Consider the following 24,047-nt stretch of genomic DNA (forward strand, 5'->3'; position numbering starts at 1 on the left):
GGCATGGGCGATCGACCGTACGTCTGGCAGGCTGGTGCGGTGACCGTGAGCGCGAGCAGTGAGCTTGCGAGCTCCGCAGGCGCGAACAGTGCCGACCGTGTCTACACCCCTCGACGCGCCGCCCGGGTGCTGCTCGTCGACGGGGGCGGTCGGGTCCTGCTGTTCGCGGGCTTCGACCCGGCCCGCCCCGAGCACCGCTACTGGTTCACGCCTGGCGGTGGGCTCGACGAGGCGGAGTCCCCGGCGTCCGGCGCGGCACGTGAGCTGACCGAGGAGACCGGTCTGCGGGTCGCCCCCGCCGACCTGGGCGAGCCCGTCTTCTCCGACACGACCGAGTTTCCGTTCGACGGCGGCTGGTACCGCCAGCAGCAGGACTTCTTCTTGCTGCGCGTGCCGTCGTGGCAGGTCGACACCGTCGGCTTCACCGACGTCGAGCAGCGCAGCATCGCCGGTCACCGCTGGTGGCTGCCGGCCGAGCTGGCCGCCAGCGGCGACCGGTACTACCCGCCCGAGCTGCCCGACCTGCTGGCCCGGCTCCTGCCGCCGGCCGCCGAGGTCCGCTCCGAGGAGGGACCGTGCTGACCCCGCCGCGCACAGTCGTGCGCCGGGAAGCCGGCCTGTACGCGCTGGAACGGGCGCTGCAACGGCGCGGCTTCCGGCACGTGGCCGGCGCCGACGAGGCCGGCCGGGGCGCCTGCGCCGGCCCACTGGTCGCCGCCGCGGCGGTGCTACCGGAGGGGCGACGCGGCGAGATCGACGGGCTGGCCGACTCCAAGCTTCTCACCCCGGCCAGCCGGGAGCGGGTGTACGCCGAGGTCGTGAACCGCGCCCTGGCGTACGCCGTGGTGGTCATCCCGGCCGACGAGGTCGACGCCCGGGGGCTGCACGTGTGCAACCTCGCCGCGATGCGCCGGGCGCTCGCCTCGCTCACCACCCGCCCGGAGTACGTGTTGACCGACGGCTTCGGCGTGGACGGCCTCGGCGTGCCGGGGCTGGCGGTGTGGAAGGGCGACCGGGTGGCCGCGTGTGTGGCGGCGGCAAGCGTGCTCGCCAAGGTCACCCGGGACCGGATCATGGTGGAGCTGGACGGGGTGTTCCCGTCGTACGGCTTCGCCGAGCACAAGGGCTACATCACCCCGGAGCACAGCGCGGCGCTGCGGGAGCACGGACCGTGCCGGGAGCACCGCTTCTCGTACGTCAATGTCGCCGCCGTCTCCGGCCGCGACGGTCGACCGCCGCGCGCCCGACGGCCCGTCGGCCCGGCGTCGGACGAGCCGATGGAGCGCTCCTGGGCGTCAGGGGGTACCGTCGGCGTGGCGTTGGGCGAGCAGCCTCGGCCTCCGGCGCCGGTGGGGGAAGATGTGGTCATGGAAGGCGGAGTGCGATGAGCGCGGAAGATCTCGAGAAGTACGAGACCGAGATGGAGCTGCAGCTCTACCGGGAGTACCGCGACATTGTCCGCCAGTTCTCCTACGTGGTGGAGACAGAGCGTCGGTTCTACCTGGCCAACCAGGTCGACCTGCACGTGCGCAACTCCGACGGCGAGGTCTACTTCGAGGTCGAGATGCACGACGCCTGGGTGTGGGACATGTATCGTCCTGCCCGCTTCGTGAAGAACGTCCGGGTGATGACCTTCAAGGACGTCAACGTCGAGGAGCTGGAGAAGCCCGACATCTCGCTGCCCGCCGACTCCGGCTTCGGCGGCTGACGACCGCGGGCCACACCACGGTCCCCCCATCCGTGGCGCGGCCCGCCGCGCCGGTCACTCGGCCGGGACCACGACCTCGACGCGCTGCACCAGGTTGTTGGCGAAGCCACCACGGTTCCACGGCTGCTCGACCGGCTGGGTCCGCCCGGACGCGTCGGTCGCCCGCGCGCTGAGCACGTACCGGCCGGGCGTCGCCGTCCACTCGTGCCGCCACCGCCGCCAGGCGAACTCCCCGCCCGTCGCCGGGTCCAACTCGGCCGGCGCCCAGCTCGCCCCGCCGTCGACGCTCACCTCCACCGCGACCACCGGCGCGTGCCCCGACCACGCCCGACCGTCCAGAGTGCACGGTCCCGGAGGTAGCACCCGGCGGCGCGTCATGAAGTCGGGAAAGCCCGGAGGGCGGACCAGCGCGCGCGGCTCGATCCGGGTGACCGGCACGCCCGGGTCGTCGGCGTCGCGACGCAGCCGGTACGCCACCGCGTTCTGGTAGCCCTCGAACGGCTCCGTCCGGACCTCGATCGAGTGCAGCCACTTGACGTGCGCCATGCCGTACCAGCCCGGCACGATCAGCCGCAGCGGGGCGCCGTGCTGCGGCAGCAGGGGAGCGCCGTTCATCTCGTACGCCAGCAGCACCTCCTCGCGCAGCGCGTCGGCCACCGGCAGCGCCCGCTGGTAGTCCTGCTCGACACCGCGCTCGACACCGTGGTCGGCGCCGGTGAACACCACGTCGACCGCATCCTCGCCCAGACCCGCCTCGCGTAGCAGCGGAGCGAGGGGGGTGCCGGTCCACTCGGCGTTGCCGACCGCCTCGACCAGCCAGGGCTGGCTCACCGGCCGGGGGTGCAGCAGAGCCCTGCCGTTGCCGGCGCACTCCAGGGTGACCCGGTGGGTGACCCGTGGTCGCTCGCGCAGGTCGGCCAGGGTGACGGTAAGCGGCCTGTCGACCGCGCCGGCGAGCGTCAGGGCGTGCGTCGCCGGATCCACCTCCGGGATGTCGTAGTGGATCAGCAGATAGTGCAGCCCGGCCGGGGTGACGTCGTAGCGCAGCGCCTCCAGCGGAAGGCCGTGGTTGCGGGCGGCGAGCTGCAACTCGTCGGCACTGATCGCCTCGTCGGGGTCGGCGAGCCGCGACGGACCGCTCACGTCGGCCATCCTCGGCGTCCGGTCATCGACAGTGGTCATACGCGGCCTCCCCGGTGCAGACGGCGGCACCCGCCGTACCCGGCCAAGCCTAGGCCCTGTGTGGCCGCCCAGTGGTGGTGAGCTGGTCCGGCGGACGGCGGGCCGGGGACAGCGTCCACCTAACAGATCACCGGAGCCGTTGGGTGGTTGTCCACAGCGCCGCACGTTGTCCACAGTTCCGTCGGCCGGGGTCGCGGACGCCCCGCCTCGGCCGGAGGCTGCCGTCATGCGACAGCCATCCGTCCGTTCGATCCGCCGCACATTACTGCTCTGCGCCGCGCTCCCGCTCGCACTGACCGTCCAGCTCTGCGGGCTGGCGGTGCTGGTGGCTGCGGTGCCGGGCCAACCACCGACCCCGACCGTGCCGGTCGCGGCCCGGTCGGTCACGGTCACCGACCCGGTGCCCACTGGGCGGTTCCGCTGGCCTGTCAACGGGCCGCCTCGTCCGGTGCGCCGGTTCGACCCGCCGCCCCGACCGTGGCTGCCGGGGCACCGTGGCGTCGATCTGGCAGCCCCGGCCGGAGCGGTGGTCCGCAGCGCCGGGCCGGGAACTGTGCTCTTCGCCAGCCTGGTGGCCGGTCGACCGGTGGTCACCGTGGGGCACACAAACGGGCTGCGGACCACCCACGAACCGGTCCAACCGGCGGTACGCCCCGGCCAGCCGGTCACCGCCGGCACGCCGCTGGGCGAGCTGCTGCCCGGGCATCCGGGTTGCCCGGCCGAGGCGTGCCTGCACTGGGGCCTGCGGCAGGGCGAGGAATATCTCGACCCGCTGGCCCTGCTCGGCCTCGGCCCGGTGCGCCTGCTCCCGGCCGGGCGGGATCGGGTCAGCGCTGGGCGAGCAGCGCCGGCAGCCGCACGGCCAGCCGTTCGTACTCGTCGGCGGCGTTGTAGACCTGGCCGGTGAGCCGTAGCCATCCCCGGCCGTCCCAGCTCATCACCGCGACCTCGGCGGCGAGCCGCTCACCTATCCGCGCCTGCAACGCCCGCGCCGCGTCGATCGTGGTGCCCGTGCCGGCCGGCAGCGGGATGAGGCGCAGAGCCACCTCCGGTCCGCCGGGGTCGGGCAGATCGGAGGGCGCCACCCCCAGGGCGTCCCCCACCACCCGCTGGCCGTACGCGGCGAGCGCCGCGTTGTGCTCCCGGACCCGGTCGACGCCGAGGCTGCGCAGCGTGAACAGACCCGCCGGGGCGGCCAGCCAGGAGGTGTAGTCGAGGGTGGCCTGCCATTCGACCCGGGCCGGAAAGCCGGCTTCCTGCTCCCACGAGACCACCAACGGCTCGATCCGCTCCCGCCACTGCGGGGCCACCGCCAGCAGCGCGGTACCCCGCGGGGCGTAGCCCCACTTGTGCAGGTTGCCCGCCCAGAAGTCCGCGCCGATGCTCGCGACCGTGGTGGAAAGCATGCCGGGGGCGTGTGCCGCGTCCACCAGGACGGGGACGCCGTTCTCGTGGGCCACCCCGACGATGGCGGCGGTCGGGAAGAGCTTGGCAGTGGCGGAGGTGAGCTGGTCGACGACGAGCAGCCGCGTGCGCCCCGGACGCAGGCCGGCTCGGATGATCTGCACGATCTGTTCGTCGGTGGCGGCCAGCGGGATGGGCAGAACGCGGCTGACTGCGCCGGTGCGGCGGCACTCCCGCTGGATGGCCAGGCTCACCGCCCCGTACCCGTGGTTGGTGGTGAGCACCTCGTCACCTGGTTGCAGGCCCACCGACTGGAGCACGACGGCGACGCCTGTGGTGGTGTTGCCGATCAGCGCGCTGCCGTCCGGGTCGGCGCCCAGGAACCCGGCGAGATGCCGGCGGGTGTGCGCGATCCGGTCGACGAGCCCCTGGGTGAAGAAGCGCAGCGGGTTCGCCTCCATCTCGTCGCGCAGCCGCTGCTGAGCGCGCTGCACGCCGAGCGGCACCGCGCCGAACGAGCCGTGGTTGAGATGGCTGACCGCCGGGTCCAGGGAGAAGAGCAGGCGGGCGCCCGGGATCGGCTCGGGGGGCTGCGGGACGCTCACCCGATGATCGTAACCGTCGAGCGGCCCGACCTCTCGGCCCCTGATCAGGCGCGGGGGTGCGCCTGCCGGTAGGCGGCGCGCAGCCGTTCCACCGAGACGTGGGTGTAGATCTGCGTGCTGGCCAGCGACGAGTGGCCGAGCAGCTCCTGCACGGCGCGCAGGTCGGCCCCGCCCTCCAGCAGATGGGTGGCGGCGGAGTGGCGCAGCCCGTGCGGGCTGGTGCGGGGGAGGCCGGCCGTTTCGGCGTATGCGCCGACGATCTGTCGCGCGGTCGTCGGGTTGAGCCGGCCACCGCGGGCCCCGAGCAGCAGCGCGTCGCCGGAGCGGGCGCTCGCCACCAGCGGGCGGCCCCCGCGCAGCCAGTCGTCCAGCGCCCGTTGCGCGGGCACCCCGTAGGGCACCGCACGCTCCCGCCCACCCTTGCCGAACACCCGGATCACCCGGCGGCCGTGGTCGACGTCCCCGACGTCCAGCCCGCACGCCTCGCTGACCCGGACGCCTGTCGCGTACAGCAACTCCAGCAGCACCCGGTCGCGCAACAGCACCGCCTCGGCGGCTGCCGCATCCGACGCCTCGACTGTGGTTCCCGTCGTGGTCGTGCCGTGTGCGGGCGTTGGTTGCCGGGCCGGTGCCTCCATCAGGGCGGCGGCCTGGTCGGCGCGCAGCACGCTGGGCAGCTCCCGATGGGCACGAGGGCTGGCCAGTGCGGCGCCCACGTCAGCGGGGAGCAGCCCGGCGCGGTGCGCCCACGCGCTGAACGCCCGTGCCGAGGCGGCCCGGCGGGCCAGCGACGTACGGGCGGCACCGGTGGTCCGTTGCCGGGCCAGCCAGCTCCGCAGCACCGACAGGTCCAGCTCGGCCAGTTCCAGGCAGCCCATCCGCACGGCGTGGTCGAGCAACGCGACCACATCGGTGACGTAGGCGCGGATGGTGTGCGCCGACCGGTTGCGGACCCGGGCGAGGTGCTCGGCGAAGTCGTCGACCGCGTCCCGCAGTGCTGACGGCAGTGCCTGGTGTATGGCCCGGGTGCCCCGGTCGGGTCGGCTCATCGTGACGGCGCCAACGTGCTCGCCGGGCCAACGGCCCAGTAACCCTCACTCTCGGCTGGCACAGCACCAGCCTACGGCGGAGCGCCATGGGTTACCACGCACGAGGATGCCGCGACCCCAACTACTGGCGCTTGGCCCTTTTGACACAAGGAAAATGATTAGACCGCCCAAAGAGCGAGGGCGGTTCCGCCAAAGCGAGGTCAGTCAGCGACCAGCTAATCACGGATCAGCAGCCCACGTGCGATGGCTTACTCAAACCGCCAGCTTATGATTCAGTTGTGATCAATCCAGTTGCTCTAACCGGAATGGCCGTTAAGGTGCATGAAGAGTCTAGGTCAATTCTTTTGAGTTTGAGGTCGCTGAATACGAACCTTGCAGCATTCGGGGGCGAGTTTAGCTTAAAAGGTGGATCATGGCAATGCCCATAATTCATCCCCTGCGCCAATGGCAATTGAAGGCAATTCGCACAAATGTCTAAATTTCTTCTTAACGAAAACCGCTGGAAACACGGGTCACGTGGCCTGACCGCGTGACCCGACTGCTGCTCTCGCATATAGTGCATGCAACGTATTCGTAGGAGGTGCGGGTGGCCAGCGAGACTGATGATCTGCGGCAGGTTGTACTAGACCCGAAATTGTCCGCCAAGGTTACTGATTTGATCAGCTTCACGAGTCTGCTGCAACAATGTGTTCTAGACTCGAGCTATCGAATTTCAGACGATTGGATTCGAAGCATCCGTCTTACGGCCCTCGGAGAATCAGTAGTGAGCGGCCTCACTGAAAAGTACAAGAATATAAAGCCGAATGACGCAAGGTTGACGACGTTCCTCCGGATAGGTGCCAGCGACGGGCTTTTTATTTCTCTGGCAACAGATTTAGACGGGCTTCGGAAAACACTCGGCGAGGAAATTCGTCGTGGAAGAATACTATTCCCATATGTCTTTGGACGAGACCTCCATGATCTGGCAGCGGAGATTGCGCCCAAAAAGACGACGCTCAGCCTGAGCGAAACCCTAACTGTGCTGCGGAAGCTGCCAGTCGGAGTTTTTCAGTCGGGCTGGACCACGGTCGGCCCCTACGGCTGCCAGCTTTCGCCATTTCCACGTCAAATGCGGCCATTACGGAAGGTCCCGGGATACCTCTGTAGCGATGTGACCTGTCACAAGGTGCACAACATTAGCCTTCAGACGGGCGCAACCTCCATTAGGCGTGCCGGTGAGAAGATGGAGCAGTACGTTTCGACGAGGTTTTATCATCCGGTTAATGATCACAGGCGCCTCGTTACGGAAGCGCAATTCAAAACACTAGCGTCATCAATAACTGACACCAGTAGCAATCTCTTCGACTTGCTTTCCGACGCCTTGTCCTTAAATGAGGTGCGTGCTGTTGTAGATCTTCTACTGAGGCGGAACTTTAGATCGAACGGCGGACATGGTCATCTTTCAAAAAGCCTGGGCTTAGTGATTGGTGACCCCACCCAATTCGTGGGTTCAATAGGCCGAGCGGAATGCATCCAGATCATGCTGCTGAATTCCGATGCCGATGTCGTTGCCGCTGTGGATGAGTGCATTAGGGCTGGTGCGATAAAGGTTAAAGATTACGAGGTGCGGAAGAGTCGCCTGAACCGTTGGGGGCCACCGCTGCAAGCGGAGCTCGGGCCACTTGGTGTACGATTTGTAATCGGGCAATCTGGGGACTATACCGCACGTCAACTTATGCGTCTTATTCACACAATTTACTACGAGACAGACGGGCTGGATCCGGCTGATCTTGCATACGCCATTCAACACTCGCCGACTCGTCACTCTAGTGAGCTAATCGGAATGGCAGTTCAGAAGAAAGATCCGCGGGTTTTGCTTCAATCTCTTGTCCTGCCGGTCAGGCGCGCGGCGGCTAAAGCCTCCTCTTTCCTTGGAATAGCCAACTTTGAGAGCATGCCGAGTGAGGAGTTTCTAGAGCGAATGTGCTGGAAGCTCGGCATGCCTAGTCCAATAATTTTCTCGGAGCTTCCACGAGTCTCTTCCTACGAGGAAGAGTTCCGGCGCGCGTGCACCTCAGGCCATTCAAACGATGAACTGAAGGCGATCGGTAGTAAGCTCTTTACTGCAATAGAGGACTGCGTGCAGCGGTCTTTGGTTTACATCACGTGGGCAATGACGAGTGATCACTATATGAATCAGCAAGGTTTCGAGTACGACCCAGAAATGTCAACTGAGGTCATATCATTCATTGAGGAAAGGGTGCCGGCGTCTGACGAATCATTTGCCTTACGTACGGACAAGAGGAATACGTTGCAGCCGTTGGCTGCTTCTTTTGCCCGACTGGCTAAGGCGCTCAGCCGGCTCGACGAGAGCGACCACCAAAGACCGGAGGAACAAATTCCGGCAGCAGCGAAGGCATTTCCGCAGCCCTTCGCTTGGAAAAGCCAGATCCCATTCCTGAATCTCAGCGCAAACAGCCGCGAGTCCATTCTTACCTCACTTCAACGCCTATCGCGAATTCTTCAAAATCCCGTCCTCATTGGCCTGCGCAATAGTTGCAATCATGGCAACAACGAGTTGCCCGCTGTGGCTAAAATAATTGAGGTTTTGGATCTGGTCAGAGACTGGCGAATCGAGCTTTGGAGTGCCGGTTTCTTTCCGCGCGTGTACAGCCTTACTAGTGTCGTAAGGGACGCACTGGGGCGGTCCGCTAGAACGTATTCGGATAACACAAGCCATATTACCCTTTTGTCTCCCGAGTGGGCCGTGTCGCCACGCCTGCCTACATCGCGCGCACGAATCGCGGTAATTCCTTGCGCTGAAATCGAGACGTCAGGTCCGATCCGATTCTCTGTTAAGTCACGACCGGGCGAAGATCCTTACTGGGTGGGCTATCCACTGCGCTGGATAACCACCACCGACTACGACGGTGAGTCGCTAACTGGGGATTCAGAGATAGATCTGAACATGAATGCGGCAAGTTAGTTCGCGGGTGGCGTAGGAACAGTGCCTCGCGTCAACTGGTTCTGAGCATCTAGCCCATCGGCCTGGCAGTTCGATCGATTGTGGGGGTGCTGGTGTTCGCCTACCCGACTAGCGGGCTTTTGCCCTCTTGGCCCGGAAGTGTGACCATCTGACAAGCAGGACCTGCATGACGAGGCCGAGCTGGCATTTTGAATAGCTTCCGTGCGCGGCAGCCCGAGCATCCGAACGAGCGATTCGGCCGGACTGCCGCGTCACAACCGCCTGCGGCCTCAGACCGAACGGGATGTTTCCGTCGACACTGTTGCGGAGGTCCCGCCCTTCGCTGTGGCGGTCGGGGCGAGGGCGTAGCCGTCGTCGCGGCGCACCACCATGGACAGCTCCTCCAGCAACGACAACTTGCGCAGCGCGGTACGCACGTTCAGGCCGGCGCGGGCGGCGAGCGCGTCGACACCCCGCGTTCCCCGGCGGGGCAGCGCCTCCAACAGGGATCGGGCGTCGTCGTCCAGGTCGTCGCCGGGCCGCTGTGGGCCACGGGCCAGCGGGGCCAGGTCCGCGCCGATCCGGCCCACCTCCTCGAGTACGTGTGCCAACCCGGTGACCAGCCGCGCCTTGGAGCACTCGCGTAGCAGCTCGTGCGCGCCGACGGACATCGCCGAGGTCACCGGCCCGGGCACGACCATCGCGACGCGCCCGGTGTGGATGGCCCGCCGGGCGGTCTGCGTCGCGCCGCTGCGCGCCGACGCCTCCACCACGACGGTGCCGAGGGTGCCCCCGGCGATGACCCGGTTGCGGATCAGGAACCGGGGGCGTAGCGGCTCGGCACCGGGTGGCCACTCGCTGACCAGCAGTCCGGTGTCGGCGATCCGGTCGAAGAGCGCGGTGTTGCCCATGGGATAGGGCCGGTCCACCCCGCAGGCAAGCACCGCGACGGTCAAGCCGCCCGCGTTGAGGGCGCCCCGGTGCGCGGCGGCGTCGATGCCGAACGCGCCACCGGAGACGACCGTCCAGTCCCGCTCGGCCAGCCCGTACCCCAGATCCGTGGCGACGTGCTGGCCGTAGCCGGTGGCCGCCCGCGCGCCGACCACCGCTACCGAGCGCTCCAGCGCCTCGCCCAGCGGCCAGGCGCCGCGGACCCAGAAGCAGAGCGGCGGTGCGGTCTCAACGTCCACCCGGCGAGTGGCGTCCGGCAACCGGAGCGTTTTCAGACCGGCCACCCGGGCCGGCCACTCCTCGTCGTCGGGGGTGACCAGGCGGGCGCCGAGCCGGTCGGCCCTCTCCAACGCCTCGGCGGCGACCGCCCGCGCGTCGCCGGCGGCCGACCGGGCGGCCACCGTGCTGTGCAGCCAACCATCGGGACTGCCGCCGTCGAGCAACAGATCCAGTGTCGCCACCGGACCCAGGCGGTCGACCAACTGGTGCACCGCCCGGGTGCCCGGCTCGGCCAACCAGGTCAACGCCACCCGGGCCAGCCTGCTCTCCTCGTCGGCGCTCATGCCGCCTCCCCCGTCCGTAGTTGGATCGCCTCTCGTACGTCGTCGCGATCGGGCCGCTCCCGGCCGTCCAGGTCCGCGATGGTCCAGGCCATCCGGATCACCCGGTCGAAGCCCCGCGCCGAGAGCGAGCCGGAGTCGAGTCGGCCGCGCAGCTCGGCGGTGACAAGCGCCGGTAGCCGCCACGGCGGGCGGCGCAGGAGTGGACCGTCCACCTCGGCGTTGAGTCGCCGTCCGAGGCCGGCCCAGCGGGTGGCCGCCGCGCGGCGGGCCGCCGCGACCCGGGCGGCGACAGTGGCCGAGGACTCGGCGTCGCCACCGGACGCCATCAGCTCCGCCGCCCGTACGGGCATCAGCCGCACCTGCACGTCGATCCGGTCGAGCAGCGGCCCGGAGAGCTTGCCCAGGTAGCGGCGCCGGGCCAGCGGTGAGCACTCGCAGTACGCGTCGCCGGACGGCTTCGCGCAGGGGCACGGATTGGCAGCCAGCACCAGTTGGGTGCGGGCCGGGTACTCGGTGCCGCCTCCGCTGCGGCTCAGCAGGATGCGACCGTCCTCCAGCGGCTGGCGCAGCGCCTCCAGCGCGCCCTTGCTGAACTCCGGCGCCTCGTCGAGAAAGAGCACCCCACGGTGGGCCAGGGACACCGCGCCGGGGCGGGCCAGCCCGGAACCGCCGCCGACGAGGGACGGGACCGTCGCGGTGTGGTGCGGCGCCTGGAAAGGCGGGCGGCGCAGCAGTCGACCGCCTGGCGGCAGCAACCCGGCGACCGAGTGCAGTGCGGTGACCTCCAGCGCCGCGTCGTCGTCCAACTCGGGCAGGAGCGAGGGCAGCCGCTCGGCAAGCATCGTCTTGCCGGCGCCCGGAGGGCCGAGCAGAGCGATGTGGTGGCCACCCGCCGCGGCGACCTCCAGCGCGCGCCGGCCCAGCGCCTGCCCGGCGACCTCGGCGAGGTCGGGGCCGACGGGAGCCGGTACCGGGGCGTCCGGCGGTGGTTCGATCAGCGGAGTGCCGTCGCGTACGAAGGCGACCAGCCGGTGCAGCGTGTCCACCGCTCGCACCCGTACACCGGGGATGACCGCGGCCTCGGCGGCGTTGCCGGTCGGCACGATGACCCGCTCGACGCCGGCCCTGGCGGCAGCGGCGACCATCGGCAGCACCCCGCGCACCGGTCGGACCGTCCCGTCCAGGCCGAGCTCGCCGAGGACCACGACGCCCTCCAGCGGAAGCAGCGGCAGCTCACCCGAGCCGCCCAGCAGCGCGGCGGCGATGGCCAGGTCGAACGCCGAGCCGAACTTCGGCAGCGTCGCGGGCAGCAGGTTCAGCGTGATCCGCCGGTTCGGCCAGCGTTGACCGGAGTTGACGACGGCGGCGCGGACCCGGTCGCGGGCCTCGTGCAGGGCCGTGTCCGGAAGGCCGGAGATCACCACGGCTGGCAGGCCGGCGGCCAGATCCGCCTCGACCTCGACGAGGTGGCCGGTGACGCCGACCAGCCCCACGCAGAGCACCTTCGCGTAGCTCACGGCGCGTCACCGATCAGTCGGCGGCGCATCTCAGAACGCGCCCTTCAGGTGGTCGACCTGCGCGGGACCGGCGTCGGGCAGTCGTACCGACAGCACGTCGAACCGCACCTCGTCGGCGTTCGTGCCGGTCTCGGCGAGCCAGCGCGCGGCGAGCCCGCGCAGCCGACGGGCCTTGGCCGGTACGACAGCCTCGGCCGGTGTGCCGAACATGTCACCCCGACGCGTCTTCACCTCGCAGAACGCGAGCACCGGGCCGTCCCAGGCGATGATGTCGATCTCGCCCTGTGGGCAGCGCCAGTTCCGGGCGATAGGGCGTAGCCCTGCCTCGCTCAGGTGCTGGGCGGCACACCGCTCGCCGTACGCGCCGACCGCCTGGTTCCGCTTCGTCATGGCCGCGACGGTGCCCGTCTGGGGGCGAGCGTCGCGACCCCGCGACGGCCCGGCTGTGGACGACGGGCCACCTGTGGACAACCGGACGACCAAGCCCGCGCTGTGCTAGGTGGGCATGGGCGTGAGCCTCCGACCGAGGCCGGCAGCACGGGCTGGACGCGCTCCAGATGGGGCCCGCCTTGATCAGGTGATCAGAAATAGGTGTCAGGACCGCTGCCGACCTACTTTTCATCACCTGATCAAGGCGCCGCAGCGCCGCAGCGCCGCGCGGGCTGAAATGGCGCTGGCGTGGGCTGTCGCATACGGTGCCTGACGTGGACGGACGACGGAGCTTTCCGGAAGATCAGGAGTCGCGCTGGTACTCCGACGAGCGGGCTCGCGGTTACGGCGATTCCGAGTGGCGCGATGCGGGTGAGCCGCGATACCGGGACGGCGAGATCCCCGAGCAGCGCGGCGTGGACGACCGCCGGTCCCTGGAGGACACCGGCGTCGGCCGACGCCGGGAGCCGGATTCGGGGCGCTTCGGCGGCACACCGGAGCCGGGCTCGGGCCGCTTCGGCGCGGTCGACGCGGGCCGCTTCGGCAGTGCGCCCGAGTCGGACTCGGGCCGTCTGAACGCACTGGACGTGGGCCGGCCCGGGTCGGACTCGGGCCGCTTGAGCGCACTGGACGCGGGCCGGCCCGAGTCGGACTCCGGGCGGTTCCGCGCCGTTGACGCCCAGCCGGGGAGGTTCGGCGGCACCGAGCCCGACTCGGGACGATTCGGCACGGTCGACCCGCTGGGTGACGCGCGTACGGACGGGGACGGTTACCGGGCGACGCGTTCGCGCAGGGCGGATCGGGACCCCTCGGAGATCTCGGGTGAGCTGCCCGGTCGCCGGGCCGCCCGAGAGTCGCTGACCACCGCCACGCCGGAAGCCGCCCGAGACGCCGGGCCGGCGGCCCTCAGAGACGCCGGGCCGGCGGCCCTCAGAGACACTGCGCCGGCAGCCCTCAGAGACACCGCGCCAGCCGCCACCGGAGACGCCGGCCCGGCGGCCGGGGTGCTCGCCGACCAGACCCGGCCCGCCCCGCTCGCCGGCTATCCGATCATCGAGCCGACCCGGGGCGGCGGGGAGCAGCCGCACCCGCTGGAGATGCCCACCGGCCCGATGCCGGGGATCGGCCCCCGTCCCGACCTGCCCGTTGGCGAGCCTCCGGCGTACCCACCGGCGGCCGACGGTGTCTACCGGACCCGCCGGCCGGCATTGGCCGCACTCTTCGCCCTGCTGGCGTTGATCTTCGAGGTCCCGGCGCTGCGGGTGTTGCTGGCCGGCGTGACCGGCGACCCGCTGGACGCCGGCAACGTCGTGGTGGGCATCTGCCTGGTCGCCGGGCTGCCGATCTTCGCATCGGGGCTGTACGGGCTCAGAACCGGCGGACTGGCGCTCTCCGACAGCGGACGAGGCTGGTTGCGCCCTCCGACGGCGTACCTGACCGTCGGCCTGGTGCTCTTCGTCGCCGCCGCCCTCGCCGCCGGCTGACCCCGCGCGGACGACCCGCGTGGCCGGCCCTCCAGGCGACGCAGGGCCCCAACCCTCCGGCTGGCCCCGCGCCGCCGACCCGCCGGCTGACCCCGCGCGCACCCGGAGGTCGGGGGGCGGGGGAGGGGCGTACACTGGCCAACTGGCGACCGCCTCGCGCGGTCGACCTCGCGCGCCCTCTTCACGAATCGTCGTGGAGCGACGGCCTCCCTGGTCCCGATCTTGATCGGGTCCACCATGGGTCGGCGACCAGGCGCCAGGACGCCCGGCCACCGGCCGGGCGTGACAACCAGGGATCTTGAGGAGTACCCCACCCATGGCCGTCGTGACCATGCGTCAGCTGCTGGAGAGCGGTGTCCACTTCGGGCACCAGACCCGGCGCTGGAACCCGAAGATGAAGCGCTTCATCATGACCGAGCGCAACGGCATCTACATCATCGACCTGCGCCAGACTCTCGACTACATCGAGAAGGCGTACGAGTTCGTGCGTGGAACCGTCGCGGAGGGTGGCAGCATCCTCTTCGTCGGCACCAAGAAGCAGGCCCAGGAGGCCATCGCCGAGCAGGCGACCCGGGTCGGTCAGCCGTACGTCAACCACCGCTGGCTCGGTGGCATGCTGACCAACTTCCAGACGGTGTACAAGCGGCTCCAGCGGATGAAGGAGCTGGAGGGTCTGGGTGACCTCAGCGGCACCGCCGCCGGTTACACCAAGAAGGAGACCCTGCAGCTCTCCCGCGAGAAGATCAAGCTGACCCGCACGCTTGGTGGTCTGCGGGACATGCAGAAGCTGCCGGCCGCGGTCTGGATCGTTGACACCAAGAAGGAGCACATCGCCGTCGACGAGGCCCGCAAGCTGGGCATCCCGGTGATCGCCGTCCTCGACACCAACTGTGACCCGGACGAGGTCGACTTCCCGATCCCGGGTAACGACGACGCGATCCGCTCGGCCGAGCTGCTGACCAAGGTCGTCGCGGCCGCCGTCGCGGACGGTCTGATCGCGCGTTCCGGCCGTCGCCGGGGCAACGACGAGAAGCCCGAGGGTGTCGCGAGCGACGAGCCGCTGACCGAGTGGGAGCGCGAGCTGCTGGAGCCGAAGAAGGCCGACGAGTCGGCCGCCCCGGCCGAGCAGCCCGCCGCTGCCGCCGCCGAGCAGCCCGCCGCCGAGCAGGCCGCCACCCCGGAGCAGCCGGCGCAGGCCGCCACCGAGCAGCCGGCGGCCGCCACCGCGGAGTGACCCGCACCGTCGCTGCCCGCCGTCCGTTTTCGCGAACGGCGGGCAGTGACGGTACGCCGGGCACGATCCGCCCGGATCCGGGTAACCGGCACCTCTGACCATCCACACGCCGTCTCAACACCGAAGAGAGAGCCATGTCCCAAATCACCGCCGCGGACGTCAAGAAGCTCCGCGACCTCACCGGCGCCGGCATGATGGACAGCAAGAAGGCGCTGACCGAGGCCGAGGGCGACTTCGACAAGGCCGTCGAGATCCTGCGCGTCAAGGGCGCCAAGGACGTCGGCAAGCGGGCCGGCCGTACAGCCGCCAATGGCCTGGTCGCCCACTCCGGCAAGGCGCTGCTCGAGCTCAACTGCGAGACCGACTTCGTCGCCAAGACCGAGTCGTTCATCGCGCTGGCCCAGCAGCTGGTGGAGCACGGCGAGCGTTCCGGCGTGAACAGCGCCGAGGAGCTGCTCGCCTCCGAGTTCGACGGCAAGGTCGTCGCGGATCTGATCCAGGAGCAGTCCGCCAAGATCGGCGAGAAGCTGGTCCTCAACCGGTTCGCCAAGGTCGAGGGCACCACCGCGGTCTACCTGCACCGCAAGGCCCAGGACCTGCCGCCGGCCGTCGGCGTGCTGGTGTCGTACACCGGCAAGTCCGACGAGGCGGGCGACGCCGACGCTCGTGGGGTCGCCATGCAGATCGCCGCGATGCGGCCGAAGTACCTCACCCGGGACGAGGTTCCGGCCGAGGTCGTCGAGTCCGAGCGGCGTATCGCCGAGCAGACCGCCCGCGAGGAGAACAAGCCCGAGGCGGCCCTGCCGAAGATCGTCGACGGTCGGGTGAACTCCTTCTTCAAGGACTACGTCCTCGTCGAGCAGTCGTCCGTGGCTGACAACAAGAAGACGGTGAAGCAGGTGCTGGCCGAGGCCGGCATCGAGGTCACCCGCTTCGTGCGGTTCGAGGTCGGCCAGGCCTGAGCCGCCACCGGGCGCCGCGTGCGCCCGTGGGCAGGAGACGTCGACGAGGAGGCCGCCGGTGTACGTGACAGGCACCGCGGCCTCCTCGTCACATAGGGTCGGCAGCGGCAGGTTCGCGGTAACGCGTCGCGCGGGGCGTGCGCGTGGGGGAAGGCGGGGCGGATGACGCAGGTTGTGAGTGACCGGACGCTGGCGGTGGACGATCCGACGGCGCCGCCACCGGGGCGGGCCCGCCGGGTGGTGCTGAAGCTCTCCGGTGAGGTGTTCGGTGGTGGCGCGATCGGCGTCGACCCGGACGTCGTGCAGGCCATCGCCCGACAGATCGCCACCGTGGTCCGTCGCGGGGTGCAGGTCTCCGTGGTGGTCGGTGGGGGCAACTTCTTCCGCGGCGCGGAGCTGCAGAAGCGCGGGATGGACCGCGCTCGCGCCGACTACATGGGCATGCTCGGCACCGTGATGAACTGCCTCGCGCTGCAGGACTTCCTGGAGAAGGAGGGCATCGAGACCCGAGTGCAGAGCGCCATCACGATGGCCCAGGTCGCCGAGCCGTACATCCCCCTGCGGGCGATCCGGCACCTGGAGAAGGGCCGCGTGGTCATCTTCGGCGCCGGCGCGGGCATGCCGTACTTCTCCACCGACACCGTGGCCGCCCAGCGGGCGCTGGAGATCCGGGCCGACGTGGTGCTGATGAGCAAGAACGGCGTGGACGGCGTCTACACCGCCGATCCGCGGATCGACCCCACCGCCAGCAAGCTCGACTCGATCACCTTCTCCGAGGTGCTGCGCCGCAACCTGCGGGTGGCCGACGCCGCGGCGTTCAGCCTCTGCATGGAGAACGGCCTGCCGATGTTGGTCTTCGGCGCGCAGGGTGACGACACCATCATCCGCGCGGTGGGTGGCGACAAGATCGGCACCCTGATCACCGCCTGAGCCCGCCCCGCCCGGGGCGCGGCCCGGCGGTCCTGACGACTTTCAGCAGAGCCCACGACGAGCACAGAAGGAGGCGAGGAGACCGGTGATCGACGACACCCTCCTCGAGGCCGAGGAGAAGATGGAGCGTGCGGTTGAGCACGCCAAGGAGGAGTTCGGCGCCATCCGTACCGGTCGCGCCAACGCCGCCATGTTCTCCAAGGTCATCATCGACTACTACGGCACGCCCACGCCGCTGACCCAGATGGCGTCGATCGCGGTTCCCGAGCCGCGGATGGCCATCATCAAGCCGTACGACAACTCGCAGATCAACGCGATGGAGAAGGCGATCCGCGACTCGGACCTCGGGGTGAACCCGAACAACGAGGGCAACCAGTTGCGCATCCTGCTCCCGCAGATGACCGAGGAGCGCCGCCGCGACATGATCAAGGTGGCCAAGAACAAGGGCGAGGAGGCCAAGGTGGCCATCCGCAACGTCCGCCGCCGCGGCAAGGAGGAGCTGGACCGGATCGTCAAGGACGGCGAGGCCGGCGAGGACGACGGCCGCCGCGCCGAGAAGGAACTCGACGATCTGACCCAGCGGTACGTCGCCAACATCGACGACCTGGTCAAGCACAAGGAGACCGAGCTGTTGGAGGTCTGAGGCCACACCCGGCGTGCACCGGGTGAGCCGCAGCCGACGTGAGGCCCGCCCCCGATCCGGGGACGGGCCTCGTGCCGTTCGAGCGTCAGCGGGGGATCCGGACGGTCCGGGTCGTCTCGGTCAGGGTCGTTCCGACGTACGCGTCGTGCAGTTCGAAGCGCACGGTCGCCCGACCCGGGTGCAGCACCGGGCCACCCCGGTAGAAGCCCATCGAGATGCTGGCGGTGCCGCCGTCGCAGACGATCTCGCCGGCGCCGAGGCCGCCGGTGGCCCAGTAGGTCGGTAGGTCGTCCTGGGTCAGTGACGCCGACAGGAAGTACACGCCGGCCGGGCAGTTGCGCACCTCCCCCCGGGCGATCGTGGCCGGGAACGCCGGCCCGGTTCCGTCGGGGCTCCCGTCGTACAGGTAGATCTCGCTGGTGCGGTGGTCGATCCTGATGCTGGCGTTCCGTGTCGCCGCGGTGGCCGGTGTGGCCGCCGCCAGGACGAGGCCGACAATCGTCAACACCGCCAGGCTGATTCTGCGCACGAGCGCTCCTTCCCCGTTGATGTGGTGCAACCCGCCGGCGGACGCCGGCACACCGACAGCCGACCATCGATGGACAGCGCGGGTCATCCCCTGTTCGCCCGGATGCGCGGTCGGATAGGCGTCGGTGCGCCGCCGGCGCTCGTACGGACGGCGGCCGAGATCCTCGTGCCCGGCGTCCCGCCAGCGCCGTCGCGGCAGCGCGGTGACTCGCCGGATCTCGCCCGGAGCGACCCCGGAGGGGCCGTGACGGTCAGGGGCGCCAGCGTCCGCCTCGCCCCGGCGGCGGGTGCAGTAGGCTCGGCAGGATTCCCGGCCACCGGGCGGTGCACACCGGGAATCGACCGACCGTCGGGCCGGTCGAGCCGGAGGAACACAGTCGCGCGTGTAGGGGATGCTTGTGGTCTTGCGTCATGTGGTGGTACTCGTGCCGCGTCGCGGTGCGTGATGTCCCACCCCGACCCCTACACCGACGAGCCGCGCGGCTGGGACCGAACCGAGCGTCCGGTGGCGCTGCCCTGGCCCGAGCAGGAGCTTGAGGCGGGCCAGCGGAGCCGCCGTCCGGCCGCCGGGCCCGAGTTGTTCGCCGAGCCACGCACCCGCCCGTACGCGGAGCCGTATCCGGCAGACCCGTACGACGAGCGGGACCGTGCGGTCCGCCCGGACGACCGGGACCGCTTCGAGGACCGGGAGCGGCGCGACCGTTTCGACGACCGGGACCGCTACGACGACGATCGGAACCAGCCCGACCGGTACGACGATCGGGGTCGCCCCGGCCGCTTCGGCGACGGCCCGGCGGCGGGTGACACCCCGCCCCGTTACGCCGATCCCGGCGTCGGCCAGCGTTACGACGACCGTGCCGCGCCGTCGCGCTTCGACGACCGTGACACCCCGCCGCGTTACGACGACCGTGAAGCCCCGCCGCGCTTCGACGACCGTGACGCGCCTCGTGGCTTCGACGACCGTGACGTCCCGCCGCGCTTCGATGACGACGCCGGTTACCCGACCGCGCAGCTCGCGCCGATCGGCGCCGAGATCCTGCCGGACGATGACCCGGTCACCGAGCCGGAGCCGCCGGCCGGTCGGCGGCCGAAGGGCCGGCGACGGGCCAGCCTCGACCGGCCGGCGACCCAGCAGGTGGGTACCGGGCGGGCCGGCCGGAACCTGCCGGCGGCGATCGGGGTCGGGCTCGGCCTCGGCGCGCTGATCGTGGTTCCGCTGGTCTTCTACCCGCTGGCGTTCCTGCCGGTGATCGCCGCCGCCATCGCGGTCGGCATCTGGGAGATGGCCCGGGCGGTCCGCCGCAGCGGCGCCCACCCGCCGCTGCTGCCGCTGCTCGCCGGTGGTGTGCTGACGATCGGGCTGGCGTGGTTCGCCGGCCCGGACGCGCTGAGCCTGGGCCTGCTGGTCACCGTGCTGGGCACGATGATCTGGCGGTTGGGCGACGGCCCGGCCGGCTTCCAGCGGGATCTCACCGCGGCGACCCTGATCGCGGTCTACGTGCCGTTCCTCGGCGGTTTCGCGGCGCTGCTGGCGGCGGCCCCCGACGATGGCCGGCTGCGCATCCTGGCCACGCTGATCGCGGTGGTCCTCTCCGACACCGGTGGGTACGCGGCCGGTGTGTCCTTCGGCCGCCATCCGATGGCCCCGTCGATCAGCCCGAAGAAGTCCTGGGAGGGTTTCGCCGGCTCGGTCACCGCGGCGGCGCTGGGCAGTGCCCTGCTGCTGTGGCTGATGTTCGAGGTGGCCCCCTGGTGGGGCGCCGTGTTCGGGGTGGCCGTCTCCTGCGCTGCGGTCCTCGGCGACCTCGCCGAATCGATGATCAAGCGGGACCTCGGGGTCAAGGACATGAGCAACCTGCTGCCCGGGCATGGTGGCCTGATGGACCGGCTGGACTCGATCCTGTTCGCGGTGCCGACCGCGTACCTGCTGTTGGCGATCTTCGTGCCGGTGGTGGGGTGAGGCATGGATCACCGTGGCCGGAGCGTTACCGACCGACGGCCGGGGCCGGTTCCACACCTCCGGACGGGTGTCCGACGCCGGAGGCGTGACACACTGGACCAGCCATGACGAGCCTGCCGTTGATTCCCGCCCTCTCGGACGCCCCCGCCGCACGCCGGGCCTCCATGCCGCCGCAGCACCTCGCCGACCTGGATCTGGCCGGCCGCCAGGCGCTGGTCGCCGGGCTGGGTGAGCCCGCGTTCCGTGCCAAGCAGATCTCCAACCACTACTTCGGGCGGCTGGTCCGCGACCCGCAGGCGATGACCGATCTCCCCGCGGCGACACGTGAGCGGCTGGCCGACCAACTGCTGCCCACGCTGCTCAACCCGGTACGCGAGCTGGCCTGTGACGACGGCGCGACCCGCAAGGCGCTCTGGAAGTTGCACGACGGCGCGCTCGTGGAGAGCGTGCTGATGGGCTACCCGGACCGGGTCACGGTCTGCATCTCCAGCCAGGCCGGTTGCGGCATGGCCTGCCCGTTCTGCGCCACCGGCCAGGCGGGGCTGACCCGCAACCTGTCCACGGCCGAGATCGTCGACCAGGCGGTCTACCTGGCCGGGGTGGCGGCCTCCGGCGCCGTCGCCGGCTCACCGCCGCGGCTGTCGCACGTCGTGTTCATGGGCATGGGCGAGCCGCTGGCCAACTACAACAGGGTCATCGCGGCGATCCGTCGGCTGGTCAGTCCCGCTCCGGAGGGCCTGGGCCTGTCCCAGCGGCACATCACCGTTTCCACTGTCGGCCTGGTTCCGGCCATCCGCCGACTGGCCAGCGAAGACCTCTCTGTGACCCTTGCGTTGTCCTTGCACGCGCCCGATGATGATCTGCGCGACGAACTCGTGCCGGTGAACCAGCGCTGGAAGGTAGCCGAGGTGCTGGACGCAGCGTGGGATTATGCCGCCCGGACGGGCCGTCGCGTGTCCATCGAGTACGCAATGATCAGGGACGTGAACGACCAGCCGTGGCGAGCTGACCTGCTCGGGCGGCTGTTGGCCGGCAAGTTGGCGCACGTGAACCTCATCCCGCTCAATCCGACGCCGGGCAGCCGCTGGGACGCGAGCCCGAAGCCGGTCGAGCGGGAGTTCGTCCGGCGCTTGCGTGACGCGGGAGTCTCCACCACCGTACGGGACACCCGGGGCCGCGAGATCGACGGCGCGTGTGGCCAGCTCGCCGCCGCCGAGGACACCGACACCTTCACCGACCGCGCCGGAGAGGCACCGGCGTGACCGGGCGTGGCGAACGAGACCAGGAGACATAGTGGCGAGTCAGGGTCAGCGTTTCCGGCGCAAGGCGCTCCGCCGGGGATACAAGGTCGACGAGGTGGATGCCTTCCTCGACCGTGTCGAGGCGACGCTCGACGGCCGGCAGGTGGGTGCGCCGGTGGCCTCCCAGGAGGTCCACGACGTCGTCTTCCGGGTCCGGTTCAACGGCTACGACGAGTGGCAGGTCGACCTGCACCTGGACCGTGTCGAGCGTCAGCTGGCCGAGCTGGAGGAGCGTACGAGCGCCGGGCGCGGCGGCGACCCTCGGATGGGTGACCGGCTGGGTCCACCGGACCGGCTGGGCCCGCCGCTGCGCGACGACCGTGGGGGCATGGTTCCGCAGCCGATGCCACCCCGGCCGATGCCGGCGCAGGCCGGTCCGCCCGCCGACCGCTACGGCCGGTACGACGAGCCCACCGGCGCCTTCGCCGGCGGGTACGACGCTCCTCGCGGCGGTTACGACGCGCAGCGCGGCCCCGGCGGCCCTCCTCCGATGGGGCCGGGTGGTCCGATGGGTGGCCACGGCGTTCCGCCGCGTGGCCTGCCCGCCGGTCCGGGGGGTTACGGCCCGCCTGACGACCAGCGTGGGCCTGGCGGTTACGGTCCGCCCGACGACCAGCGGATGCCCGGCGGTTACGGTCCGCCTGACGACCAGCGTGGGCCTGGCGGTTACGGCCCGCCCGACGACCAGCGGATGCCCGGCGGTTACGGCCCGCCCGACGACCAGCGGATGCCCGGCGGTTACGGCCCGCCCGACGACCAGCGCATGCCCGGCGGCGGCTACCCGCCGGAGGAGCCCCGCTTCGACGGCTTCGAGGCCGGTCGGCACGGCCGCGCGGACATGACCGCCGAGATCCGGATGCCCGAACGGGACCTGCGCGACCTGCGCCGTGGCCCGGCCGGCCCGCCCCCGATGCCGCAGCAGGGCATGGGTGGCCCGCCGATGGCTGGCCCGCCGGCCGTGGCCGGCCCGCCGATGGGCGGTCCTCCGATGGTCGGCCCGCCGATGGCCGGCCCGCCCGGCAGCGACCTGTACCGGGTCGACCAGATCCGCCGCAGCTTCCAGGTGCGCCGGTTCGGCAGCGGGTACGACCCGGATCAGGTGGACCGGTTCTTCGACACGCTGCTCGGCGGCATGCAGCGCCGCAACCCGATGCCTGTCGACCCGAAGGATCTGGACACGCTTCGGTTCGGCCTGGTGCCCGGCGGCTACTTCGAGGCCGAGGTCGACGCCGCGCTCAAGGACGTGCAGGACATTCTCTTCGGGCGCTGACCCCGACAGGTACGCGAACGAGGGCCCGTCCCCGGGTGGGGGCGGGCCCTCGGCGTACGTCGGCCGGTCGTCCGGCGGCCGGTCGGGTCAGGAGCGCAGGCCGTTGCGCCGCAGCACGGTGTCGCCGATCACGATGACCAGCAGCAGCGCGGCCAGGCCGACCAGCCAGATGTCCTCGACCCTGCCCTCGTGGTTGCCGCAGAACGCCATGACGACCAGCGCCAGCGCGGACAGCACGGCGCCGATGCGCCCCGACTTGCGGTGCCCGGGCTTGTGCTGGTCCGGCGACGTTACCGGCTCGCTTCCTGCCACTGTCGGTCCTTCCCTCGCGATCGGATCTTTGGTTAGTCTGGCACGCCTCGTGCCGAGCCCGGCGCAGGGTCCGACCAGATGGGGGACGGCATGACCCGCGAGGACGACCGGGAACTGCTGAAGGCGGCGTACGAGGCGTGGGAGTCGGAGGAGTGGCCGCTGGCGGGCGAGCTGCTGGAACGACTGGCGCGGCGGCACCCGGACCACCCCAAGAGCGGTGTCTGGTGGTACGACGCGGCGCTGGCGTACAAGTTCCTGCGTAACTGGGCCAAGGCGTACGAGTTGGGCCGCGAGGCGGCCGCCCGAGCGGAGCCGAACGCGCAGGACCCGGCGTTCTGGAACCTGGGCATCGCGGCGACGATCATGGAGGACTGGGAGACCGCCAGGGCCGCCTGGCGCGGCTTCGGACTGACCGTGCCGGACGGCGACGGCGAGATCGTCGCCGACTTCGGCGTCACGCCCATCCGGCTCGATCCGGCCGGTACCGGCGAGGTGGTCTGGGCGCAGCGACTGTGTCCGGCCCGAGCGCGGGTGCTGAACGTGCCGACCCCCGAGTCGGGCCGCCGCTTCGGCGAGGTCGTGGTGCACGACGGTGCGCCCAACGGGGAGCGGGAGGTGAACGGGCAGGCGTACGCGGTCTTCGACGAGCTGCTGCTGTTCCGCGCCTCGACGCTGCCGACGACGACGGTCGAGGTCACGGCCGCGACCCCGGAGGACGTCCGGGCGCTGGCTGAGCTGTTCGACGAGCACGGGTACGCGGCCGAGCCGGCCAGCGGTGTGCGGATCATCTGCTCCTGCTGTAGCGAGGGCAGCGTGCGGCAGGATCGTGACCACCAGGTCGGTGGCGGGCAGCAGGTAAACGTGGCGGCCCCGGCCGACGAGATCCCCCGCCTCCTGGATGGTTGGCGTGCGGCTGCCCCGACGGTGCGAAGCTGGGCGTTCCCGGCCACCACCTGACCTGGCCGGCTCCGGGGCGTACGTCCCGTCGGGCCGGGCGGAACGCACTACGGGCGTCGCGGGGCGGCGGTCAGACTGCCTCCGGTAGCGTTTGGCGTACACCTGATTGTCTGT

At 70.4% G+C, this 24,047-nt stretch carries 22 protein-coding genes; 14 read left to right on the forward strand and 8 right to left on the reverse strand.

Annotated features, from left to right (window positions below):
* Window positions 1–3 precede the first annotated feature (3 nt).
* Genes ACLQ26_RS10465 through ACLQ26_RS10475 form a run of 3 tightly spaced genes read left to right on the forward strand, consistent with a single transcriptional unit; the run spans window position 4 to window position 1,708 of the window.
* Window positions 4–582: an NUDIX hydrolase gene (locus tag ACLQ26_RS10465; protein ID WP_425744231.1), complete on the forward strand. Its 579-nt coding sequence runs from the start codon at window positions 4–6 to the stop codon at window positions 580–582.
* Window positions 576–1,388 (forward strand): ribonuclease HII, encoded by an 813-nt coding sequence (locus tag ACLQ26_RS10470; RefSeq protein WP_425744232.1) that lies wholly within the window; start codon window positions 576–578, stop codon window positions 1,386–1,388. The genes ACLQ26_RS10465 and ACLQ26_RS10470 overlap by 7 nt, the downstream gene beginning before the upstream one ends.
* A complete protein-coding gene (locus ACLQ26_RS10475; protein ID WP_007075222.1) occupies window positions 1,385–1,708 on the forward strand; it encodes a DUF2469 domain-containing protein in 324 nt (107 codons plus the stop codon). The genes ACLQ26_RS10470 and ACLQ26_RS10475 overlap by 4 nt, the downstream gene beginning before the upstream one ends.
* A gap of 54 nt (window positions 1,709–1,762) precedes the next feature.
* Here the strand turns inward: ACLQ26_RS10475 and ACLQ26_RS10480 are convergent, their stop codons facing one another.
* Window positions 1,763–2,890: a sulfite oxidase gene (locus ACLQ26_RS10480; protein WP_425744233.1), complete on the reverse strand. Its 1,128-nt coding sequence runs from the start codon at window positions 2,888–2,890 to the stop codon at window positions 1,763–1,765.
* A gap of 226 nt (window positions 2,891–3,116) precedes the next feature.
* Between ACLQ26_RS10480 and ACLQ26_RS10485 the strand changes: the two genes are divergently transcribed.
* Window positions 3,117–3,797: a murein hydrolase activator EnvC family protein gene (locus ACLQ26_RS10485; RefSeq protein ID WP_425744234.1), complete on the forward strand. Its 681-nt coding sequence runs from the start codon at window positions 3,117–3,119 to the stop codon at window positions 3,795–3,797.
* Here ACLQ26_RS10485 and ACLQ26_RS10490 read toward each other — a convergent pair.
* Both ACLQ26_RS10490 and ACLQ26_RS10495 read right to left on the reverse strand, forming a co-directional pair.
* Window positions 3,718–4,899 carry an aminotransferase class V-fold PLP-dependent enzyme gene (locus tag ACLQ26_RS10490; RefSeq protein WP_425744235.1) on the reverse strand — a complete coding sequence of 394 codons (1,182 nt, stop codon included), beginning with the start codon at window positions 4,897–4,899 and terminating at the stop codon, window positions 3,718–3,720. The two genes, ACLQ26_RS10485 and ACLQ26_RS10490, sit on opposite strands and share 80 nt — an antisense overlap.
* 44 nt (window positions 4,900–4,943) lie before the next feature.
* Window positions 4,944–5,948: a tyrosine recombinase XerC gene (locus tag ACLQ26_RS10495; protein WP_425744236.1), complete on the reverse strand. Its 1,005-nt coding sequence runs from the start codon at window positions 5,946–5,948 to the stop codon at window positions 4,944–4,946.
* 586 nt (window positions 5,949–6,534) lie between these two features.
* Between ACLQ26_RS10495 and ACLQ26_RS10500 the strand changes: the two genes are divergently transcribed.
* Window positions 6,535–8,913 carry a hypothetical protein gene (locus ACLQ26_RS10500; RefSeq protein WP_425744237.1) on the forward strand — a complete coding sequence of 793 codons (2,379 nt, stop codon included), beginning with the start codon at window positions 6,535–6,537 and terminating at the stop codon, window positions 8,911–8,913.
* A 269-nt stretch (window positions 8,914–9,182) separates the two neighbouring features.
* Here ACLQ26_RS10500 and dprA read toward each other — a convergent pair whose 3' ends face one another.
* From dprA to ACLQ26_RS10515, 3 genes are read right to left on the reverse strand one after another with little or no spacing between them, the layout of a single operon-like run.
* A complete protein-coding gene (gene dprA / locus ACLQ26_RS10505; RefSeq protein ID WP_425744238.1) occupies window positions 9,183–10,406 on the reverse strand; it encodes a DNA-processing protein DprA in 1,224 nt (407 codons plus the stop codon).
* Window positions 10,403–11,923 carry a YifB family Mg chelatase-like AAA ATPase gene (locus tag ACLQ26_RS10510; protein WP_425744239.1) on the reverse strand — a complete coding sequence of 507 codons (1,521 nt, stop codon included), beginning with the start codon at window positions 11,921–11,923 and terminating at the stop codon, window positions 10,403–10,405. The genes dprA and ACLQ26_RS10510 overlap by 4 nt, the downstream gene beginning before the upstream one ends.
* 30 nt (window positions 11,924–11,953) lie before the next feature.
* Complete coding sequence (locus ACLQ26_RS10515) at window positions 11,954–12,313, reverse strand: YraN family protein (RefSeq protein ID WP_425744240.1); 360 nt, start codon at window positions 12,311–12,313, stop codon at window positions 11,954–11,956.
* A gap of 314 nt (window positions 12,314–12,627) precedes the next feature.
* Between ACLQ26_RS10515 and ACLQ26_RS10520 the strand changes: the two genes are divergently transcribed.
* From ACLQ26_RS10520 to frr, 5 genes are all read left to right on the forward strand, one after another.
* The gene (locus ACLQ26_RS10520; RefSeq protein ID WP_425744241.1) at window positions 12,628–13,836 is read left to right on the forward strand and encodes a hypothetical protein; all 1,209 of its coding nucleotides are present in this window, start codon (window positions 12,628–12,630) and stop codon (window positions 13,834–13,836) included.
* Window positions 13,837–14,152: 316 nt separating this feature from the next.
* Window positions 14,153–15,070: a 30S ribosomal protein S2 gene (rpsB, locus tag ACLQ26_RS10525; protein ID WP_363679473.1), complete on the forward strand. Its 918-nt coding sequence runs from the start codon at window positions 14,153–14,155 to the stop codon at window positions 15,068–15,070.
* 134 nt (window positions 15,071–15,204) lie between these two features.
* A complete protein-coding gene (tsf, locus tag ACLQ26_RS10530) occupies window positions 15,205–16,032 on the forward strand; it encodes a translation elongation factor Ts (RefSeq protein WP_425744242.1) in 828 nt (275 codons plus the stop codon).
* Between the two features lie 162 nt (window positions 16,033–16,194).
* Window positions 16,195–16,962, forward strand: a complete 768-nt coding sequence (gene pyrH, locus ACLQ26_RS10535) for a UMP kinase (protein ID WP_151490294.1) — start codon at window positions 16,195–16,197, stop codon at window positions 16,960–16,962.
* A gap of 85 nt (window positions 16,963–17,047) precedes the next feature.
* On the forward strand, window positions 17,048–17,605 hold the full coding sequence (frr, locus tag ACLQ26_RS10540) for a ribosome recycling factor (protein ID WP_007456584.1): 558 nt from the start codon (window positions 17,048–17,050) through the stop codon (window positions 17,603–17,605).
* 85 nt (window positions 17,606–17,690) lie between these two features.
* Here the strand turns inward: frr and ACLQ26_RS10545 are convergent, their stop codons facing one another.
* Complete coding sequence (locus tag ACLQ26_RS10545; protein ID WP_425744243.1) at window positions 17,691–18,134, reverse strand: hypothetical protein; 444 nt, start codon at window positions 18,132–18,134, stop codon at window positions 17,691–17,693.
* 444 nt (window positions 18,135–18,578) lie between these two features.
* Here ACLQ26_RS10545 and ACLQ26_RS10550 point away from each other — a divergent pair, with 444 nt between their 5' ends.
* From ACLQ26_RS10550 to ACLQ26_RS10560, 3 genes are all read left to right on the forward strand, one after another.
* Window positions 18,579–20,093, forward strand: coding sequence for a phosphatidate cytidylyltransferase (locus ACLQ26_RS10550; RefSeq protein WP_425744244.1), 1,515 nt, complete (start codon window positions 18,579–18,581; stop codon window positions 20,091–20,093).
* A 104-nt stretch (window positions 20,094–20,197) separates the two neighbouring features.
* A complete protein-coding gene (rlmN, locus tag ACLQ26_RS10555) occupies window positions 20,198–21,355 on the forward strand; it encodes a 23S rRNA (adenine(2503)-C(2))-methyltransferase RlmN (RefSeq protein ID WP_393294559.1) in 1,158 nt (385 codons plus the stop codon).
* A gap of 31 nt (window positions 21,356–21,386) precedes the next feature.
* Window positions 21,387–22,664, forward strand: coding sequence for a DivIVA domain-containing protein (locus ACLQ26_RS10560; RefSeq protein WP_425744245.1), 1,278 nt, complete (start codon window positions 21,387–21,389; stop codon window positions 22,662–22,664).
* Between the two features lie 87 nt (window positions 22,665–22,751).
* Here ACLQ26_RS10560 and ACLQ26_RS10565 read toward each other — a convergent pair whose 3' ends face one another.
* On the reverse strand, window positions 22,752–22,976 hold the full coding sequence (locus tag ACLQ26_RS10565) for a DUF2631 domain-containing protein (protein ID WP_363679486.1): 225 nt from the start codon (window positions 22,974–22,976) through the stop codon (window positions 22,752–22,754).
* Between the two features lie 90 nt (window positions 22,977–23,066).
* Between ACLQ26_RS10565 and ACLQ26_RS10570 the strand changes: the two genes are divergently transcribed.
* On the forward strand, window positions 23,067–23,933 hold the full coding sequence (locus ACLQ26_RS10570; RefSeq protein ID WP_425744246.1) for a tetratricopeptide repeat protein: 867 nt from the start codon (window positions 23,067–23,069) through the stop codon (window positions 23,931–23,933).
* The last annotated feature ends 114 nt before the right edge of the window (window positions 23,934–24,047 follow it).

This window comes from Micromonospora sp. DT43 (assembly GCF_049841645.1).
Taxonomy (GTDB): domain Bacteria; phylum Actinomycetota; class Actinomycetes; order Mycobacteriales; family Micromonosporaceae; genus Micromonospora.

Coding starts and splice junctions, on each gene's coding strand:
- ACLQ26_RS10550 (WP_425744244.1), top strand. CDS start 18,579: ATGTCCCACCCCGACCCCTACACCGACGAGCCGCGCGGCTGGGACCGA.
- ACLQ26_RS10515 (WP_425744240.1), bottom strand. CDS start 12,313: ATGACGAAGCGGAACCAGGCGGTCGGCGCGTACGGCGAGCGGTGTGCC.
- rlmN (WP_393294559.1), top strand. CDS start 20,198: ATGACGAGCCTGCCGTTGATTCCCGCCCTCTCGGACGCCCCCGCCGCA.
- ACLQ26_RS10480 (WP_425744233.1), bottom strand. CDS start 2,890: ATGACCACTGTCGATGACCGGACGCCGAGGATGGCCGACGTGAGCGGT.
- ACLQ26_RS10465 (WP_425744231.1), top strand. CDS start 4: ATGGGCGATCGACCGTACGTCTGGCAGGCTGGTGCGGTGACCGTGAGC.
- ACLQ26_RS10495 (WP_425744236.1), bottom strand. CDS start 5,948: ATGAGCCGACCCGACCGGGGCACCCGGGCCATACACCAGGCACTGCCG.
- ACLQ26_RS10570 (WP_425744246.1), top strand. CDS start 23,067: ATGACCCGCGAGGACGACCGGGAACTGCTGAAGGCGGCGTACGAGGCG.
- dprA (WP_425744238.1), bottom strand. CDS start 10,406: ATGAGCGCCGACGAGGAGAGCAGGCTGGCCCGGGTGGCGTTGACCTGG.
- pyrH (WP_151490294.1), top strand. CDS start 16,195: ATGACGCAGGTTGTGAGTGACCGGACGCTGGCGGTGGACGATCCGACG.
- ACLQ26_RS10475 (WP_007075222.1), top strand. CDS start 1,385: ATGAGCGCGGAAGATCTCGAGAAGTACGAGACCGAGATGGAGCTGCAG.
- rpsB (WP_363679473.1), top strand. CDS start 14,153: ATGGCCGTCGTGACCATGCGTCAGCTGCTGGAGAGCGGTGTCCACTTC.
- ACLQ26_RS10485 (WP_425744234.1), top strand. CDS start 3,117: ATGCGACAGCCATCCGTCCGTTCGATCCGCCGCACATTACTGCTCTGC.
- tsf (WP_425744242.1), top strand. CDS start 15,205: ATGTCCCAAATCACCGCCGCGGACGTCAAGAAGCTCCGCGACCTCACC.